General features: G+C 71.1%; 16 protein-coding genes. 9 read left to right on the forward strand and 7 right to left on the reverse strand.

Annotation, left to right across the window (positions count from 1 at the left end; all coding sequences use genetic code 11):
- Window positions 1-37 precede the first annotated feature (37 nt).
- Complete coding sequence (locus Vau01_RS26410; RefSeq protein WP_203997489.1) at window positions 38-982, forward strand: endonuclease/exonuclease/phosphatase family protein; 945 nt, start codon at window positions 38-40, stop codon at window positions 980-982.
- A 44-nt stretch (window positions 983-1026) separates the two neighbouring features.
- Here the strand turns inward: Vau01_RS26410 and Vau01_RS26415 are convergent, their stop codons facing one another.
- The 4 genes from Vau01_RS26415 to Vau01_RS26430 all read right to left on the reverse strand — a co-directional run bounded on the left by Vau01_RS26415 (window position 1027) and on the right by Vau01_RS26430 (window position 4372).
- On the reverse strand, window positions 1027-2790 hold the full coding sequence (locus Vau01_RS26415) for an FG-GAP-like repeat-containing protein (protein WP_203997491.1): 1764 nt from the start codon (window positions 2788-2790) through the stop codon (window positions 1027-1029).
- Between the two features lie 162 nt (window positions 2791-2952).
- Window positions 2953-3573, reverse strand: coding sequence for a dihydrofolate reductase family protein (locus Vau01_RS26420; protein ID WP_203997494.1), 621 nt, complete (start codon window positions 3571-3573; stop codon window positions 2953-2955).
- Window positions 3570-4043 carry an SRPBCC domain-containing protein gene (locus Vau01_RS26425; RefSeq protein WP_203997496.1) on the reverse strand — a complete coding sequence of 158 codons (474 nt, stop codon included), beginning with the start codon at window positions 4041-4043 and terminating at the stop codon, window positions 3570-3572. Before Vau01_RS26425 ends, Vau01_RS26420 begins: the two co-directional genes overlap by 4 nt.
- Window positions 4040-4372, reverse strand: a complete 333-nt coding sequence (locus tag Vau01_RS26430; protein ID WP_203997499.1) for an ArsR/SmtB family transcription factor — start codon at window positions 4370-4372, stop codon at window positions 4040-4042. The genes Vau01_RS26425 and Vau01_RS26430 overlap by 4 nt, the downstream gene beginning before the upstream one ends.
- Before the next feature lie 259 nt (window positions 4373-4631).
- Between Vau01_RS26430 and Vau01_RS26435 the strand changes: the two genes are divergently transcribed.
- The gene (locus Vau01_RS26435) at window positions 4632-5417 is read left to right on the forward strand and encodes a hypothetical protein (protein ID WP_203997502.1); all 786 of its coding nucleotides are present in this window, start codon (window positions 4632-4634) and stop codon (window positions 5415-5417) included.
- Between the two features lie 73 nt (window positions 5418-5490).
- The gene (locus tag Vau01_RS26440; protein WP_203997504.1) at window positions 5491-6126 is read left to right on the forward strand and encodes a hypothetical protein; all 636 of its coding nucleotides are present in this window, start codon (window positions 5491-5493) and stop codon (window positions 6124-6126) included.
- On the opposite strand, the gene Vau01_RS26445 is transcribed toward Vau01_RS26440, so the two are convergent.
- Complete coding sequence (locus Vau01_RS26445) at window positions 6123-6314, reverse strand: hypothetical protein (RefSeq protein WP_203997507.1); 192 nt, start codon at window positions 6312-6314, stop codon at window positions 6123-6125. The two genes, Vau01_RS26440 and Vau01_RS26445, sit on opposite strands and share 4 nt — an antisense overlap.
- Window positions 6315-6783: 469 nt before the next feature.
- On the opposite strand from Vau01_RS26445, the gene Vau01_RS26450 reads away from it, so the two are divergent.
- The 3 genes from Vau01_RS26450 (at window position 6784) to Vau01_RS26460 (ending at window position 9799) form a co-directional block, all read left to right on the forward strand.
- Window positions 6784-7863, forward strand: coding sequence for a hypothetical protein (locus tag Vau01_RS26450; protein ID WP_203997510.1), 1080 nt, complete (start codon window positions 6784-6786; stop codon window positions 7861-7863).
- 74 nt (window positions 7864-7937) lie between these two features.
- The gene (locus tag Vau01_RS26455) at window positions 7938-9236 is read left to right on the forward strand and encodes a DUF1996 domain-containing protein (RefSeq protein WP_203997512.1); all 1299 of its coding nucleotides are present in this window, start codon (window positions 7938-7940) and stop codon (window positions 9234-9236) included.
- The gene (locus Vau01_RS26460) at window positions 9233-9799 is read left to right on the forward strand and encodes a DUF305 domain-containing protein (protein ID WP_203997515.1); all 567 of its coding nucleotides are present in this window, start codon (window positions 9233-9235) and stop codon (window positions 9797-9799) included. The genes Vau01_RS26455 and Vau01_RS26460 overlap by 4 nt, the downstream gene beginning before the upstream one ends.
- Here Vau01_RS26460 and Vau01_RS26465 read toward each other — a convergent pair whose 3' ends face one another.
- Window positions 9800-10726: an NAD-dependent epimerase/dehydratase family protein gene (locus Vau01_RS26465; RefSeq protein WP_203997518.1), complete on the reverse strand. Its 927-nt coding sequence runs from the start codon at window positions 10724-10726 to the stop codon at window positions 9800-9802.
- 71 nt (window positions 10727-10797) lie between these two features.
- Here Vau01_RS26465 and Vau01_RS26470 point away from each other — a divergent pair, with 71 nt between their 5' ends.
- Window positions 10798-11769: a GlxA family transcriptional regulator gene (locus Vau01_RS26470; RefSeq protein WP_203997522.1), complete on the forward strand. Its 972-nt coding sequence runs from the start codon at window positions 10798-10800 to the stop codon at window positions 11767-11769.
- Between the two features lie 6 nt (window positions 11770-11775).
- Here the strand turns inward: Vau01_RS26470 and Vau01_RS26475 are convergent, their stop codons facing one another.
- Window positions 11776-12585 (reverse strand): hypothetical protein, encoded by an 810-nt coding sequence (locus tag Vau01_RS26475; RefSeq protein WP_203997525.1) that lies wholly within the window; start codon window positions 12583-12585, stop codon window positions 11776-11778.
- 108 nt (window positions 12586-12693) lie between these two features.
- On the opposite strand from Vau01_RS26475, the gene Vau01_RS26480 reads away from it, so the two are divergent.
- Window positions 12694-14070 carry a glycoside hydrolase family 43 protein gene (locus tag Vau01_RS26480; protein ID WP_203997528.1) on the forward strand — a complete coding sequence of 459 codons (1377 nt, stop codon included), beginning with the start codon at window positions 12694-12696 and terminating at the stop codon, window positions 14068-14070.
- Window positions 14071-14137: 67 nt separating this feature from the next.
- On the forward strand, window positions 14138-17785 hold the full coding sequence (locus Vau01_RS26485; RefSeq protein WP_203997530.1) for a S8 family serine peptidase: 3648 nt from the start codon (window positions 14138-14140) through the stop codon (window positions 17783-17785).
- Window positions 17786-17801 lie beyond the last annotated feature (16 nt).

Below are 17801 nucleotides of genomic sequence, written 5' to 3' on the forward strand. Positions count from 1 at the left end.
GATGATCGTCAATCTTTCACGTGACACGGGGGTGTTCATGCGTATTTTGCGTGCCTTGGTGACGGTCGCCGTCACCGTCGCCGGTCTCCTGCCGGCGGTTCTCCTGCCGGCCACCGCGGCGTCGGCCGCCACCGTCAACCAGACGCTGCACGTCTGGACCTGGAACGTCGCCGGCCAGAAGCTGAACGGCGGCGCCACCGGCAACGGTCTCATCACCGTGCTGGGAAACTCGATCCGCAACCGCGGCACCGACCTCGCGGCGGTCAACGAGCTGTGCTGGAGCCAGTACAAGGCGATCCAGAAGAACCTGCGCGACTCCGGGTGGCCGCAGGACGTCGAGAACTTCTCCCGGTTCGAGGCGACGAACGCCACCGGTTGCTCCGGCGGCGAGCAGTACGGGATCGCGTTGTTCAGCAGGGCGCCGATGGGCACCGCGAACCGCATCACCCTGCCCGACGACGGCAGGGTGGAGAAGCGCAAGCTGTTGTGCGCGCCGCTGTCGGCCCGGCCACACCTGCGCTTCTGCACCACGCACATCACCACGCTGGACACGACGATCAACGGCGCGCCGATCAACGTCCAGCAACTCAACGCCGTCCGCGCTCAGCTCGAAGCCTGGAACGCCGCGGGCGACACCGTGGTGATCGCCGGTGACTTCAACGCCCAGCCGAACTACGTTCGCCTCGACAACTGGTACGCCCCGAGCGTCAGCACGCCGAACAACGCCGGCAACACCGGCGCGTACCGCGAACTCGACGACACCGACTCGCGCTGCGTCGGCTACGGCGAGAACACCCAGGACGCGGGCACCCCGGCCGGCCCGTGCGGCCCGGGCAAGAAGATCGACCTCATCTTCGCCCGCGAGAACCGCATCGTCGGCACCTACGACGGCGACTCCCTCTCCATCTCGACCGACTGCGGCGGACCGTGCTCCGACCACCGCATCGTGATCGGCACGGTGACCGTCGCCGTCACCACGTAACGGCACGGGCGGCCGACCCGGTACCGGGCCGGCCGCCCCACGGACTACTCGCCGCAGCGGCCGTCGAAGATGTCGGCCCTGCCGTCGCCGTCGAAGTCGCCGCCGACGTGCAGGGCCGACAGCGGGCACGCGCTGCGGGTCAGGTTCGTCCACGACGTCCGGCCGGCCGACGAGAACTGCCACTGGCCGCCGGTGGTCTGGAACACGTCGGTCTTTCCGTCGCCGTCGAAGTCGCCGAACCGCAGCGACCCGATCGCGGCGCCCGACGTCGCCAGCGGCGACCACACGCCGACCCCGCCCGACGAGAACCGCCACTGGCTGCCCGTCGTGGAGAAGATGTCGGCCTTCGCGTCGCCGTCGAAGTCGCCGAACCGGAGATCGGCCAGCGGCACGGCGGCCGAGTTCAGGTTGGCCCAGCCCGACCGGCCGCCGGACGAGTACCGCCACTGGTTGCCCGACATCGAGAAGACGTCCGTCCTCCCATCACCGTCGAAGTCGGCCAGCCGCAACGATTCCAGCGGCAGGCTCGACGTCGCCAGCGGCTGCCACGCGCCGGTTCCGCCGGACGAGAACTGCCACTGGTCGCCGGACACCGTGAACACGTCGGTGCCGGGGACGTCGTCGAAGTCGCCGAAGCGCACCTGCGACAGCCGCAGCCCGGAGAGCGCACCCGGCACCCAGCGGCCGGTGCCGCCGGACGAGTAGTACCAGCGGTAGCCGGTGGCGCGGAACACGTCGGTCTTTCCGTCGCCGTCGAAGTCGCCGAAGCCGACCTCGCTCGCGTCGTACGTGTAGCCGGCGAGCGGCGCGTAGGTCGCGGTGCCGCCGGACGACATCCGCCACCCGACCTTGCGCCCGGACGTGTGGCAGCTGCCCGTCGTGGTCCCGTAGGTGTTCGAACCGATGGACAGGTTCCCGGTGAAGTTCTTCTGCTGCACGGCCGCCGACGAACCGGAGTGCGCGAAGCAGTTGCCCGCCACGTACGCGCCGGTGAACGGCCGCCCCCGCACGACGAACCCGGGGTACGCCGTCGACCGGAAGCTGTTGTGCTTGATGTGCATGACGTCGCCGGCGTACGGCGACCCGTCGTCCAGCGCCTCGTTCTCGCCGTGCATGTCGAAGCTGTGCCCGACGGCGTTGTCGACCACGACGTTGTACCGGGCCTCGTACCGCTGGTTGCGGATGCCGCTGGCGGCGATCGCGTGGCGGTTCTGCGTGAACGTGTTGTTCTCGACGAGGGCGCTCGCGTCGTTCACGAGCACCACCCCGTACCCGAGGCCGGTCCGCCGGTTGTGGTGGATGTTGTTGTTGCGTACCAGTCCCTCGATGCTGTTGGTGAGGGACACGGCCGCATGCGACCAGCCGTACAGTTCGTTGTTGTCGACCAGCAGGTCCGACGCGTCGGTCGCTTTGATGCCGTCCGAGTTGTCGTACTGGTAGGCGCTGTCGCGGATCTCGCGGTCCGGCCCGCGCAGTCGGAGCCCGGTGACGCGCGCGCCGCTACCCGTGGTCACGAACTGCGCCCAGGTCTCCGACTGCCCGAGGTCGAGTTCGTCGTTGTAGAGCAGCGCTCCGAGTGCGCCGTTCTCGCCGCGGTTGCTCGCCAGCGTCACGCCCGCCGGGATGCGGATCGCCTTGGTGCCGGTGAGGTTGATGGACACCGACCCGTCGACGAACACCGTGTCGCCCGCGGCGGCCGCACCGAGCGCGGCGATCAACTCGTCCTTCGTGCGGACGGTGGTCGACGCCGCCTCCGCACCCGCCGGCGCGACACCGGCGATCCCTATGAGTACCGTTCCGACCACCATGACGCGCACGCGTCCCCGAAAGCCCCCGTTGAACACCTGTACGCCCTCCTATGTCCGGTTACCGTACGGAGGGCAGCATACTGATCTTCGTCGATGGAAGCCACAACGGTGCCGCTTCGGCCTGTGCGATCCACGGCACCAGCACGTCGAGATCGGCGACACTCACCCGACGAAGGCGGCGACCCCCTCGTACTCCGCCACCGCCGCCGCTCCGACGTACTCGTATTCGAGCAGCAGCAGGCCCTTCGGCGTCACCTCGTGGTTCGTGAGCCGGAGCCCGGCGGGGCCGCCGGGGCCGAGCAGCCGCCGCCCGGAACCGATCACCGTGGGCGCCACGGCGAGCCGGACCGTGTCGACGAGGCCGGCCGACAGCAGTGCGCCACCGAGGCGGGCGCTGCCGTGGATCTGCAGTTCGCGTCCCGGCTGCGCCTTCAGGGCTCCGACGGTGTCGACCGGGTCGCCGGCGAGCACGGTCGTCGGGTGCCACGATCCCGCGGTGAGGGTGTTGGTGACGACGTACTTCGGCAGCGTGTTCATCCGCTCGGTGTACGGGTCGTCGGTGATGGCGGGCCAGTCGCGGGCGAACGCCTCGTAGGTCCGCCGGCCCAGCAGGAGCCCGTCGGCCCGGTCGAGCCACTCGGACGTCCGCCGCACGAACACCTCGTCGATGTGCGGCACGAGCCAGCCGCCGCGGGCGAAGCCGTCGCTGGTGTCCTCGGTGGACGATCCGGGTCCCTGGCTCACGCCGTCCAATGACACGAACTCGCTCAGGACGATCTTCATCGCGCGTCCCCCTCGACCGTGGCCGCGAGTTGCGCGGTGACCGACCCCCAGCCGTCGGCGAAACCGAGCTTCTCGTGCAGGGCCCGCGCGGCCGGATCGCCGTGCCGGACGATGACGCGGTAGTCGGTGCCGTCCGGGTGGTCGCTCAGGACGACCTCGGCGGTCATGGCGATCGGCTGCGGGTTCGCCGGGCGCAGCGCGCTGTCGATCGCGTTGGTGATCACGATGCGGGCCAGCTCGTCGACGGCGATGAACGTCGCGTCCATGTGCGGGCCGAACCGGTCGCCGTCGTCGCTCATGCTGGTGACGAGCGCACCACCGGGCCGGGCCTCGAACCGCTCGACGCGGCAGCGGGCCGGTGCCGGCACCCACCACTTCTCGAAGCGTCCCGGGTCGGTCCAGGCCCGCCAGACGGCGGCGCGCGGGGCGCGGATGATCCGTTGTACGGCAAGGTCGAGATCGGGGTTCATTCTGATTTCTCCTCCATCAACAGGTTTTCGAGCCGGTCGGTGCGCTCTTCCCAGATGCGCCGCTCCTCCGCGAGCCAGTCGTCGACGACGGCGAGGCGCTCGCGGTTGAGGGCGCAGGTACGCACCCGGCCGGCCTTGGCCGTGCGGATCAGCCCGGCCGATTCGAGCATCCGGACGTGCTTCATGAACGACGGCAACGTCATCGGGAACGCGCGGGCGAGCTCGCCGACGCTGGTCGGCCCGCGACCGAGACGGCGGATGACGCCGCGCCGCGTCGGGTCGGCGAGGGCCACGAAGACGCCGTCCAGTTCGGCGGAATACTGTGCCACGGGGCTAAGTATTGCCGATGGCAACACTTAGCGCAAGAGCAAACTATTGGACCCGTGCCAGCGGCTTTACGTAGACCGATTGCGTAGATCTACCGACGGCATCGCGGGTCCGGATCGATTTGATGGGGCGGGGCACGGACATCGATCGGAATGGAGGATGGCGGATACCGCCAGGAAGTTGGCGCAGGACGCCCTCGAACAACTTCGGCGACGCAACCTCTAGCCGGTCGATCGTCCCAACGAGGAAGGAAAGAGCTACGTGAGAAAGAGACTGTTGGCCGGCATGACCGCCACCGTCATGGCCGTCGCGATGGGTGTGGTCGGCCCTGCTCGGCCGGCCAAGGCGGCCGTGCCGTACGTCCAGATCGCCATCGCCGTCGCCGGCGCCCTGTTCTCGGGGGGTGGTGACACCGCCGCACAGATCGAACGGGCCAAGCGGGAGATCATCGACGCGATCAACGCGGCCCGTACTGAGATCATCGGCCAGATCGACGCCATCGCCAGCGCCGAGGTGCGGGCCTGCACCGACGCGGCCACGACCAAGTTTCTCAATGTCGACCTGCTGGATCCGTTCAGCCTGGCCCTGTTCACCAACGACGCCGTCAACTGCGCCGCGCTGTCGAGCGCGTTCTTCGACGCCGTGCAGACCAAGGCCTCGGCCGACAGGATCGGCAATCTGCTCGGCATCATCTACTCCATCGCCATGGTGGGCTTCGCCAAGCTCGGCTTCCCCACGACGGACCTGCTCGACAGGCTGATCCGCAGCTACGACGCCGTGGTCGTCAAGCTCGCACCCACGTGTGTGGAGACCCGGTTCATCGAGCGCAGTGACAGTGGAAACCGGTTCCTCTACGAGCAGACCGACTACAACTGCACCGCGTACAACGGTGACACCGGCTACCGGTACGGCGTGAGGTACGCCAACGGCCGGGTGGTGCCGGTGGACCGTGCCGGAGCCGAGAACGAGGCGACCCGCAACACCAGCCGCGCCGTCGCGCAGCAGGCGCTGCCGACGCTGAGACAGCTGCGGGCCGGTGTCGCGTAGGGAATGTAGACCGTTCGGGAGACCGCGGCCGCCGACACCTCGGCGGTCGCGGTACCCGTCCGTCAGATGGTGTGTGTACCTCGACGAGCTGGACCGGTGCATTGGTGCCTACGCTCGGGCCGTATCGGCGCTGCGCGCCGACGAGTACGTCGATCCGGAGGCGCTGGCGGAGATCCTGCTGACGTACGCGAACGCGGTGCACGCCCGGCACTCCGTCACGGGCAACGCCGGCGACCTCGACCGGTCGATCGACCTCACCCTGGAGGCGGTACACCTCGCCGGCGAACCGGTGAACGTCGCGGCGTTGGGCCCGATCAGCGACCGGTACGTCGACCGCTACCGCGCCCGCGGGCGGGCCGAGGACTTCGCCGCCGCCGAGCGGACGTTGCGCACCGCGCTCGCGACGCCCGGTGCGGGCCTCGCCGAGCGGGCGTCGATCTGGCTGCGGCTCGGGCACGTCTACGCGGCCCGGTTCACGATGACCGCCGACCCGGCGGACCGGAACCGGTCGATCGAGACGCTCGGCGCCGGTTGGCGGGAGGGGTCGGGTCATCCGCCGCTCGGCCTGGCCTACGTCGACGCGCTCCTCGAGGCCGGGAGGTGCGACCCGGCAGTGGCGACCCTGGCCGCCATCGACATCGACGACCTGCCCGCCGACCTGCGATCGAACTACCGCGCGCTCCGCGCGATCGCGGTCGGGGCCGGTTAGGTGGGATCCCCCGCCTCGTCGGACGTGTCGAGCGCCCGGCGCCGCTCCTCGACGACCCGGTTGATGGTCGCCGGTGGCACGCCGGCGTCGAGCGCCTCGTCGCGGATCCGGCGGAGCTCGGCGAGGATGGCGCGCTGCATCCGCTCACGCTGTTCCGGCGTCAGCGGCACACCGGTCGACTCGCCCATCCGCCGAGGATAGCCGGGTCCGCGCAGGTCAGCGCCCCCGCAACCGGGCGAGGCCGGCGCGGGCGACGCCGGCCCGGCCGACGCGCACGGCAGCAGCCGGACGAGGCGGTCGTGCTGTTGGTGGGTGAGTCTCAGCACCATTGGTCGCGACCGGTCGGTCCGGAACAGGTGGTTGTGCACGATGTGCTGTTCATGACCCGGAACTGACGGACGGCGGGTGACGGCGGTCCTCCGAGTGGCCGGTAAGCCATCGTCCGTTATGCGACACCGTGACCCACGCCGACACGTCGATCTACCCGTGCCGGTGCATGGCCGACCAAAGGTGCTGTTCCGGTGTCCGAAGCGCTGTGTTTGTGCGGAGCGTCTCGCCGTAGCGGCGTGGATCCGGCAGGCTACGTCGTGTTACCGGAGTTGCTCGCGATCGTTGTTGATGTGAAGCGAATTCAGACAACATGAGGGGGATCGGTTGATGAAGCGCGTCGCAACGGCGGACCGGACTCCGCGGTCGGTGGTCGTTCCGCGGCAGTGGCCCGCAGGATCCGCCGGCGGGGGAGCGGTGGAGCACGTCCGCGCGTTGGCCCGGGCCGGCGAACTCGCCGCAACCGCCGCCGCGGCCACCGACGACGATCGCCGCCACCTGACCGCGGCGGTGTATCGGCTGACCTGGCCGGTGGTTTTCGAGCAGTTGACCCGGCGCATCGAGATACAACGCGGGCATCCGGCGTGTGCGACGTCGTTGCGGCGGATGGCCGCGGACTGTCTGGACAAGTTCGAGGACGACGTCGAGGCCGTCGTGTTCTATGTGCTCAAATACGCCACCATGGAGATTTCGGATCTGGAGGCCTGGACGTGCAGCCGGCTCACACCGGCCACCGTCGACGCGCACCGGCGCCGTCGTGGTGCGCGCGGCGCGTTGCAGCGTCCCCGGTTGCCGCGCTGGCTGGCCGACGCGCTGGGCCACGACCGCTGGCTGACCGAACTGGCGACGGAGATCCTGATCTGGGTCGGCGTCACCGCCACCGCCGGCACCTGCCTGTGGCCGTTGGATTCCTGGACGCAGCGCCGTGCGGTCACCACCGGCGACTGGCGCGGAGCCGACCAGGCGACCGTCGCGGCGGAGGTGGAGTACGTGCTGCGCGTCATGCGGCAGCGGCCGGCCTGGTACGCGTCCTATGTGGAGTGTCCGCTCGGGCACAAGCAGCCGTCGGTCCATTCCGCACCGCCCGGCGACGGCGGCCGTGGTGTCGAGCCCGCCCCGCTGGCGCTGGTCGAGCGGCACGAGGTCGAAGACGCGCGGCTGCGTGACCTGGCCGCCTCGGCCGTCGAGGCGATCGGCGCGCGCATCGCCGGCGGCGAACCGGCACCGGCGGCGGTGGTCGACGTCCTGACGGTGGCGTTCGGCGGCAGCGACGATCTCGACCTGCTGAACGCGGCCGGCGCGGACGCCGACACCGCCCTCACGCTCCTCGGCGATCCGCGGGTCGTCGAGCGGGTGGCCGCGGCGGTCCTGTCGATAGTCGAGGAGATCGCGGAGGAGGATGCGCATTGACATACGTCACTTAATCTCTACCCTGGAGGCGGGAGAGAGCGCTCTCTCAACCCTCCGCCGAAGGGTTAACCCCCATGCTCTACGCCCGTCCGAGACCGCTTCGCGCGGCAGCATTCACTCTTATCCTGCTCGGCAGCATCCTGACGACCACCGCCGCTCCGGTGGCCGCCGTGCCGGCTGCTTTGGCGGACACCAACATCTCCCAGGGCCGCACGGCCACCGCGTCGTCGACGGAGAACGGTGGCACGCCCGCCTCCGCCGCGGTCGACGGCAACACCGGCACCCGCTGGGCGAGCGCCTTCGCCGATCCGCAGTGGCTGCAGGTCGACCTCGCCGCCGCGGCCACGATCAGCCGGGTGGTCCTGACCTGGGAGGGCGCGTACGCCCGCGCCTTCACCGTGCAGACGTCGGCCAACGGAAGCAGTTGGACCACCGTCCACACGACGACCGCCGGAACCGGCGGCGTGCAGACCCTCACCGTCTCCGGCAGCGGGCGCTACGTGCGGGTGTACGGGACCCAGCGGGCCACCCAGTGGGGCTACTCGCTGTGGGAGTTCCAGGTGTTCGGCTCGTACACCGGGACACCGCCGCCGACCACTCCGCCGCCGTCCGGTCCGATCGTGCGGGTCTCCGAGTTCCTCGCCGACTGCCCGTTCAGCCACCGGCTGCCCGACGACCCGATCGTCTTCCCGAACCTGCCCGGCGCGTCGCACATGCACAGCTTCTTCGGCAGCCGGGTCACCGACGCGTACACCGAGCTGGCCGACCTCCAGGTGGGTGCGAGCAACTGCAACCCCTCGGTGGACACGTCGAGCTACTGGGTGCCGACGTTCTACGTCGACAACGTCCCGGTCGAGCCCACCATCACCACGTTCTACTACCTCGGTGAGGGCGTGCGGGACGACATCGTCGCGCAGACCCAACCGCTGCCGCTGGGGCTGCGCATCGTCGCCGGCAACGCCAAGGCCACCGGCCCGAACGAGTCCATCGCCCGCTGGTCGTGCCTGCACCACAACGAGGCCGGCGCGTCGAAGGACTTCCTCACCTGCCCGGCCGGCAGCATGATCGAGTCCTATCTGGACTTCCCGCAGTGCTGGAACGGCCGCGACCTCGACTCGGCCGACCACAAGAGCCACATGGCCTACCCGGTGAACGCGGCCTGCCCGTCGACACACCCGGTGGCGGTGCCTAAGCTGCGTCAGGTGTTGCGCTATCCGGCGAACGGCAACCCGGCCCGGTTCCGGTTGGCGTCCGGTGCCGGCTACACGATGCACGGCGACTTCTTCAACGCCTGGCCCGAGGCCGAGATGCTCCGCCGGGTCCAGAACTGCATCCGTCCGGTCATCAAGTGCGGCGCCAACGGATATCCGTGACCCGATCCCGGATCACCCTGGCCGCGCTGGTCGCGGCCGCGGTGACGCTACCGGCGCTGGCCGCCTTCCACCTCTGGCGGCCGGCGCCGTCGCCGCGCGCGGCCGCGTCGGCCAGCGCGGCGCCATCGCCGGGTCTTCGGGGGACGGACGCAGCATGGCTGTCGTTGATGATCGCCATGAACGAAAGCACCCTGATCCTGCTGGAGCGGGCGTCGACCCGCGTGACCGATCCGCACCTCGCCACGTTCGTGACGACGCTGGTGGCGTCGCACCGCGCCGAGCTGGCGGAGCTGCTCGGCATCGCCAACCGCCAGAACGTGCTGATCACCAACGAACACGAGGGTCACGAGCTGCCCGGGATCGTCACACCGGCCGACCTGGCCCGCATCGAGGCATCGGCCGGGACGGCCTTCGACGACGCCGTCCGCGAATGCCTCCGCGAACACCTGGAGCAGGGCGCCCGGCTGGCCGGCTCCGAACAACGCGCCGGCAAGGACGACGAGACCCGCCGGTTCGCCGTGCGCATCGAACAGGCCCGGAAGGCCGACCTCGCCCGCATGTGACTAGGACTTGTCCCGGCCCGGCGCGACCAGCTCACGCAGCACGGTGTCGAGCGGGGTCGGGCGGACGCCGAGTACCGCGTCGGTGGCGGTGGTGTCGAGGAGCTGCGGGTTCTCGGTGCTGTACAGCATCTCGACGAGCTCGCCGAGCACCGGCGTCGCCGCGGCCAGCCCGGTGAGCTCGTCGGCGTGGATGCGGCGCAGCTTCGGCGCGGGCGCGCCGGCCAGCTCCGCCAACCGGGTGGTCAGGGCGCGCACCGACAGCGTCGAGGTGACCGGCGCGTGCCAGGCCCGGCCCCATACCCGGTCGTCGCGGGTCGCGGCGACCAGGCTCCGGGCGACGTCTTCGGTGTACGCCCAGCTCTGCGGCGCGTCGAGGTCGCCGGGGTAGGCCGCGACGTCGCCGGCCAGCACCGGCCCGGGCACGAACAGCGTGTAGCCGCTCACCGCGCCGGCGCCCAGGAACGTGCCGGCCCGCACCTCGGTGACGCGGGCCCGGCCGGCGTCGTGCGCGCCGAGCGCGTCGAGCCACATGCGGGCGCGCACGCGTCCCTTCACGGTGGTCGCGGCCATCGGCAGCTCCTCGGTGAGCCGACCGGTGACCGCGCCGTACCCGTACACGTTGCCGAGCATCACGTAGCCGGCACCGGTGCGCTCGACGGCGGCGAGCAGGGCGGCGGCCATCGGCGGCACGTCGGTCGCCCACCGGTCGTAGGCGGGGATGGCGCAGTTGACGAGCGCGCGGGCACCCGCGGTCAGCTCGGTGAGCCGGTCGGCGTCGGTGATGTCGGCGGCGATCCGTTCCACCAGCGGATGGTCGGCCCCGCTGCCGCTGCGGGTGAGCTGCCGGACCCGTTCGCCGCTCTCGGCGAAGCGGCGGGCGGTGGCGAGGCCGGTGGCGCCGGCTCCGGTGACGACGACGAAGGACATGGTCCTCACGGTGCCGCCCGCCGACCGGTTACGGTAGTGGCCCGATTGCCAGACATCCGGAGGTTCCGGCCATGCACCGGATCGCGGTCGTCGCAGTGCCGCCGGTCACCACGTTCGACCTGTCGATCCCGGAACTCATCTTCGGCGCGGTCGAGGTCGGCGGCCGGCCCGCGTACGAGGTGCGCATCTGCACGGCGGAGCCCGGTGTGCTTCCGGGCAGCGGCAGCCTCGCGGTGATCGTCCACGATGGACTCGACGTCGTATCGGCGGCCGACACCGTCATGGTCACCGGAACCTCGGCGCGCGATGGCCTGGACCCGCGCGTGCCGGCCGCGCTCCGCGGCGCCGCCGCCGCCGGAAAGCGGATCGCGTCGATCTGCACCGGCGCGTTCGTGCTCGCCGCGGCGGGGCTGCTCGACGGTCGCCGGGCGACCACCTACTGGGCGCAGTCGGCCGACTTCCGGCGACGGTACCCGGCGGTGCGGCTCGAACCCGACGTGCTGTTCGTCGAGGACGGCCCGCTCCTGACGTCGGCGGGGCTCGCGGCCGGTATCGACCTGTGCCTGCACATGATCCGCGCCGACCACGGTGCCGCCGTGGCCAACGCGGTCGCGCGCCGCGCGGTGGTCGCGCCGGTGCGGCCGGGCGGCCAGGCCCAGTTCATCGAGACGCCGTTGCCGCCCGAACGCGGCACGTCGCTGGCCGGCACCCGGGCCTGGGTCCTCGGCCACCTCGACGACCCGCTGACCCTCACCGACCTGGCCCGGCACGCCCGCACCAGCGTGCGGACGCTGACCCGGCGCTTCCGCACCGAAACGGGCCTGAGTCCCCTCCAGTGGCTGCTGCACCAACGCATCGACCGCGCCCGCGAACTGCTGGAGGCGACCGACCTGCCGATGGACCTGGTGGCCCGGCGTAGCGGGCTCGGCAGCGCCGACTCGCTGCGGCAGCACGTGCTGCGCCGCACCGGCCTGACCCCGACGGCGTACCGGCGGTCGTTCACCCGAATGCCGGCCCGACCGGCGGCGCGGGAGCGCGGGTGACCGCTCTCAGCCGCGCAGTCGTGAGGTTTCGGCCACGTTCAGGGTCAGCTTCGAGGCCATCGCGATGGCTTCCAGGTCGCCGCGCAGCAGGGCGGCCGCGACGTCGGGCTTTCCGATCGAGACGAGCCGGGACGCGGCGACGCCGGCGAGTTCCGTGTCGCCGTCGATCAGCTTGCGGGCCATGCGGGCCTGGAGCACGTTCAGTTCGGCGAACGCCGACCGGTCGAGCGACGTGATGATCTCGCTGTCGAGCCGTCCCTGCAGGGCGAGGTCGGTCGCGACCGACCGGAGCCAGTCCGGCCACCAGCGGTAGGTGCCCAGCGCGCGTCCCGCCCGCACCGCCTGCTCCGGATCCTGGCCGCGCTTGAGGAGCTCGATGGTGAACGCGGTGTGCAATGTCGACGATCGCAGCGACGCGAAGATCGCGTGCAGCAGCTTGTCCATGCCGACGCTGGCCTCCGCGTCCGCCGCCGCGGCGCCGTACCGCTGGCGCATCAGGTGGCAGATCGCCCGGCTCTCGCGCACGCCCGGTTCGTCGTCCTGGCCCAGGTCGCGGCGCTTGATCAGCAGGGTCTCCAGCCGCTCGGTCACCTTGAGCGCGGCGGCCTGCAGCTCGGGCGTGGGCCGGATGAGCGACGACACGACCCGGGTCAGGGCCAGGTCGGCCTCGCGACGCAGCATGCGCTGCGGGATGCGGGGGAGGATCAGCTCGGCCAGCCGCTCCGTCGCGACGGCGGAGTCGAAGTCGCCGCAGTAGTGCAGCAGCCCGTCCCACCACTCCGGCGAATGCGGGTCGGGGTGGGTCATCGTGGTCATCGCCGCTTTCCAGGGGTGGTATTCGTCTGCTCGGCTGGCACATCGGCGGCGACCGCCGCGTCCTGAGACTTTTGTTGACTTGCCGGTTGTTAGCGATAACATCGATGGATGTCCCTATCGCGACGAGACTTCATGGTCCTCACCGGCCTCACTACGACGTTCAGCGCCGCCGCCGCCGTCGCCGGTACCCGGGAGGCGTCGGCGGCCAACTCCGCCTACGTGTTCGCGTACTTCACCGAGTCGCCCAACCAGACCGCCGCCAACTACGGCCTGCACCTCGCGGTGAGCACCGACGGGCTGAACTGGCAGCCGCTGAACCAGAACAACCCGGTGGTCACCCCCACGGCCGGCACGCTCGGCCTGCGCGACCCGTTCATCCTGCGCAAGCAGGACGGCACGTTCGTGATCCTGGCCACCGACCTCAACGGCACCGACTTCAGCCAGAACAACCAGTACCTGCACGTCTGGGACTCGACGAACCTGACGAGCTTCACCGGCTACCGCCGGGTCAGGATGCACGGCCTGAACACGCACACCTGGGCGCCGACGGCGTTCTGGGACCAGGCCCGGGGCCAGTACGGCATCGTGTACTCGGCCAACAACGGCGCCGACGTGTTCATGGTCAACTACACGTCGGACTTCCGGACGGTCACCACCAACCAGGTGTACTTCAGCCCCGGATTCGGGGTGCTCGACGGCGACGTCGTGGTCGACGGCTCGACGTTCTACCTCTACTACAAGAACCTCTCCACCGGCCTGCTGTACGGGGCCCGCTCCGGCACCGGCGCGCCGAACAGCTACACCACCTACACGAGCGGCCTGCGGCAGGGCAACCAGATGGAGGCGCCGCTGCTCATCAAGGACAACAGCGGCAGCGGATGGCGGTTGTGGGGCGACTCGTTCAGCCCCGTCAACAACGACTTCTACGCGTGGTCGACGTCGAACGTCGGCGCCAACTCGTGGACGGCGTTGAACCAGCGCACCTACACCCCGCCCATGAACGCCAAGCACGGCTCGATCGTCGGGATCACGAGCGCCGAGTACAGCGGCCTCACCGCGCGCTGGGGCCTGCCGAACTGGGTCCGCCTGAAGTCGTCGAACTTCCCGGACCGGTTCGTGCGGCACGCCAACAACCTGGGCCGCATCGACACCTACCCGATGGAGCCGTACCAGGACCAGATGTGGCGGATGGTGGCCGGCCTGGCCGACGGGGCCGGCGTGTCGTTCCAGTCGGTCAACTACCCGACCCGCTACCTGCGCCACTACAACTACGAGATCCGCCTCGACGTCAACGACAACACCGCCGCGTTCCGCGCCGACGCCACGTTCTCCCGCGTCGCCGGTCTCAGCGACTCGACGTGGTCGTCGTTCCGCTCCTACAACGTCGCCGACCGCTACCTGCGGCACTCGAACTACGTGCTGCGGATCGACCCGATCAGCACCGCCACCGACCGCGAGGACGCGACGTTCCGCGTGACGTCCTGAAACCGGGAACAGATCCGCCCCCGTCGGTGAATAAGAAATGGAGGATCACCGATATCGGGGAGAGTTGATGATTGGACGTAGGTTCGTGGCGCGGGCCACGGCCGCGGCGGTGCTGGCCGCCACGGCCGTCACCGCGGCCGTCGCCACCGCGGCGCCACCCGGAAGCGCCGGGCCGCCCGCCGTTCCGCCCGGCGCGCAGGGGTCATGGGTCACGCTCATCACGGGGGACCGGGTGCTCGTCGGCGCCGCTGACTTCGTCGAGCCGGTGCGGCGGGCGCGGCCGGCGCAGTTCCAGCGGTTCACCCGGCACGGCGACCGGTACGTCGTGCCGTCCGACGCGGGCCTGCTGGTGCACGCCGGCAAGCTCGACCTGGAACTGTTCAACGTCACCGGCCTCGTGCGGCAGGGCTACGACGACGCGCGGGTCCCGACGGTGCCGCTGCTCGTCAAGTATTCGGGTGCCGCCAAAGCGGCGCCGGGCGGTGCGGCCGTGCGGCGGGCGCTTCCGGGCGTGCGGATGGCCGCCGTCGACGCGAAGAAATCCGGCGCCGGACGGATGCTGACGGACCTTTCCGGGGTCGAACGCGTCTGGCTGAACGCCAAGGCCCGGGTGACGCTCGACGAGAGCGTCACGCGGATCGGCGCACCGGCGGCCTGGGCGAAGGGCGTCACCGGCACGGGAGTGACGGTCGCGGTGCTCGACACCGGCATCGACACCGACCACCCCGACCTCACCGGCCGGGTCACCGCGTCGCGCGACTTCTCCGGCAAGGGCAACGTCGAGGACGGCAACGGGCACGGCACCCACGTCGCGTCGACGGTGGCCGGGTCGGGCGCCGCGTCCGGCGGGAAGTACCGGGGCGTGGCGCCCGACGCGTCGCTCGCCGTGGGCAAGGTGCTCGACGACACCGGCTTCGGAACCTTCGACGCGATCATCGCCGGTATGCAGTGGGCGGCCGCCGAGGTGCACGCCGACGTGGTGAACCTGAGCCTCGGCGGGTACGGCAGCGACGGCACCGACCCGGTGTCGGCGGCCGTCGACGAGTTGACCCGGCAGTACGGCACGCTGTTCGTCGCCGCCGCGGGCAACGACGGCGCCGACGAGTGGGTCTCCACCCCGGCCGCCGCCACGTCGGCGCTGGCCGTCGGTAGCGTCAGCAAGACCGACGTGCTGAGCGGGTTCTCCAACCGCGGTCCGCGCATCGGCGACGGCGCGGTCAAGCCGGAGATCGCGGCGCCCGGCGAGGGCATCGTGGCGGCCGCGCCGGCGGGTGTTCCGCCGCTGGGCGAACCGATCGGCGACGCGTACCAGCGCCTCGACGGCACGTCGATGGCGACGCCGCACGTGGCCGGTTCGGCCGCCCTGCTGGTCCAACAGCACACCGACTGGGCACCCGCCCAGCTGAAGGACGCGTTGATGAGCACCGCCGTCGAGGTCGCGGATGCCGGTCCCTACGCGGTGGGCACCGGTCGGGTGGACGTGGGCCGGGCGACCGGCCAACCGGTCACCGCCACCGGCAGCGTCTCGACGTACCTGAGGTGGCCCAACCTCGGCACCTCGCGCACGCAGCCGGTCACCTGGCGGAACACCGGATCCGCGCCGGTGACGCTGACCCTCGCCGCGTCGGTGACGCGCCGCGACGGGGCGCCGGCACCGGCGGAGACGCTGCGGCTCTCGGCCACCACCGTCACCGTGCCCGCGGGCGGAACGTCCACTGTGGACGTCACGGCGTCCGCTGTGGACGGTGCGGCCGGCACCTACGGCGGGGTGCTCGTCGCGCGCGACGCGGGCGGCGGCGTGGTCACCCGCACCGCCCTGTCGGTGCTCCAGGAGGAGGAGCTGTACGACCTGACGGTCAGCCTGATCAACCGGGACGGCGTGGCGGCGGCCGAGGGCGACTTCCCGAGCGTCACCATCTTCGACCTCGACGACGGAGACTTCTTCTACTGGGGCCTGTCCGGCACGGTACGGCTGCCCGCCGGGCGGTACGCCGTCCACACGACGATCGAGACGCCGCGGGCCGGGCAGGAGTCGTCGTTCAGCTTCATCAGCCACCCGGAGCTGGTCCTCGACCGGAACGTCGCGCAGACGTTCGACGCCCGCGACGGCAACCCGGTGTCGATCACCGTCGACAACCCGGCCGCGCGGGGCGGGTCGTACATGACCCAGGTGACGAGCCGCATCAGCGACTGCGACTGCGTGCACGGCGTCAGCTTCTCGCTCGATCCGCGGTTCGACACGGTGTACGCGGCGACGGTGCCCGGCACCGGCTCGCCCACCTACACGTTCGGGCAGGCGCGCCGGGCGCTGGAGCCGGAGCTCGAACTGTTCGCCGACGACGGCCAACCGTTCGAGGTCGCCACCGGCTGGCTGAGCGGATCGCCGACACCGGCGGAGGCCGCGACCCTGCCGATGGTCTACGGCGGGCAGGCCAGGCCGGAGGACCTGGCCGGTATCGACGCCACGGGGAAGATCGTGCTCGCCGAGCTGCCCGGTGACCTGACGTACGAGGAGGTGTACCGGCGGACGGCGAACATCCGGGCGGCGGGCGCGCGGCTGGCGTTCGTCACCGTCCAATCGTCTTTTGCGACCCGGGCCGGAGCCGAGCCGGAGCCGGCACCGGCGCTGCCGACGCTGCGCGGTTTCGGCCGGACCGCGGCGCGGTTGGCGGCCCTGGTGAAGAGCGGCCAGACGACCGTGCGGTACGCGAGCCGGCCGGCGTCGTCGCTCCGGTACGAACTCGCGTACGGGGTGCGGGGGCAGCTGACCACGGCGCAGGAGCACCGGCCGCGGACGAAGGATCTCGCCGCGGTGCGCACGGCGTACCACGACAACGTGGCCGGTGCCGTGCGGTACGTCGTCGCGTCCGTCGACTACCTCGACACCCAACTCGGTGGCGGCTGGTCTGCGCCGGTGCTCGCCGGGCGGGAGACCGTCGAGTACTTCACCCCCGGAACGTGGCGGCTGTCGTCGGGCGGGTACTGGGGTCCGCGGGACTCGATGGGCGAGACGATCGACCTGGCGGCCCGGCGCACGTACCGGATCACCTGGAACAAGGCGGTCGCCGGCCCGGTGTTCCCCGGCACCGTGCGCACGCGCGCGGGCGAACGGCCGTGGGTGTGGCGGGACAGCGACGCGATCGACGTGATCCTGCCCCTCTACGGCGACGCGGCCGGCCACCCACGCGTCCCGTTCCCCGAGGACGGGACCGACACCGGTTCGATCAGCCTCTACCGCGACGGCGCGTTGGTGGGCACCGTTCCGGCGCCCGACCAGGCCCGGTTCGAGGTACCGCCCGGGCCCGGCACGTACCGGCTGGTGGCGGAGACCAACCGCGCGGTGGACTGGTGGCCACAGTGGACGACGGTGTCGGCGGCGTGGACGTTCCGCTCGTCGGCGGCCGGCAACGGCAAACCCCTGCCGCTGCTGACCGCCCGCTTCACCCCCGACGTCGACGTCCGCAACCGGGCACCGGGCGGCTGCCCGTTCACGATCCCGGTGCAGACGTCGTCGGCGGTGAAGACGGTGACCGTCGACGTCTCCTACGACGACGGCCGCACGTGGCACCGGGCGGCGGTGCGCGGCTCCGGTGACCGGTGGACGGCGTCGGTCTTCCACCCGAGGTCCGGTCAGGTCTCGCTGCGGGCGACGGCGGTCGACGCCGCCGGCAACCGCGTCGAGCAGACGGTGCTACGGGCGTACACGATCGCCTGATCGGTCGGGGCGGCCC

The sequence above is a fragment of the Virgisporangium aurantiacum genome, from assembly GCF_016863635.1.
GTDB lineage: Bacteria > Actinomycetota > Actinomycetes > Mycobacteriales > Micromonosporaceae > Virgisporangium > Virgisporangium aurantiacum.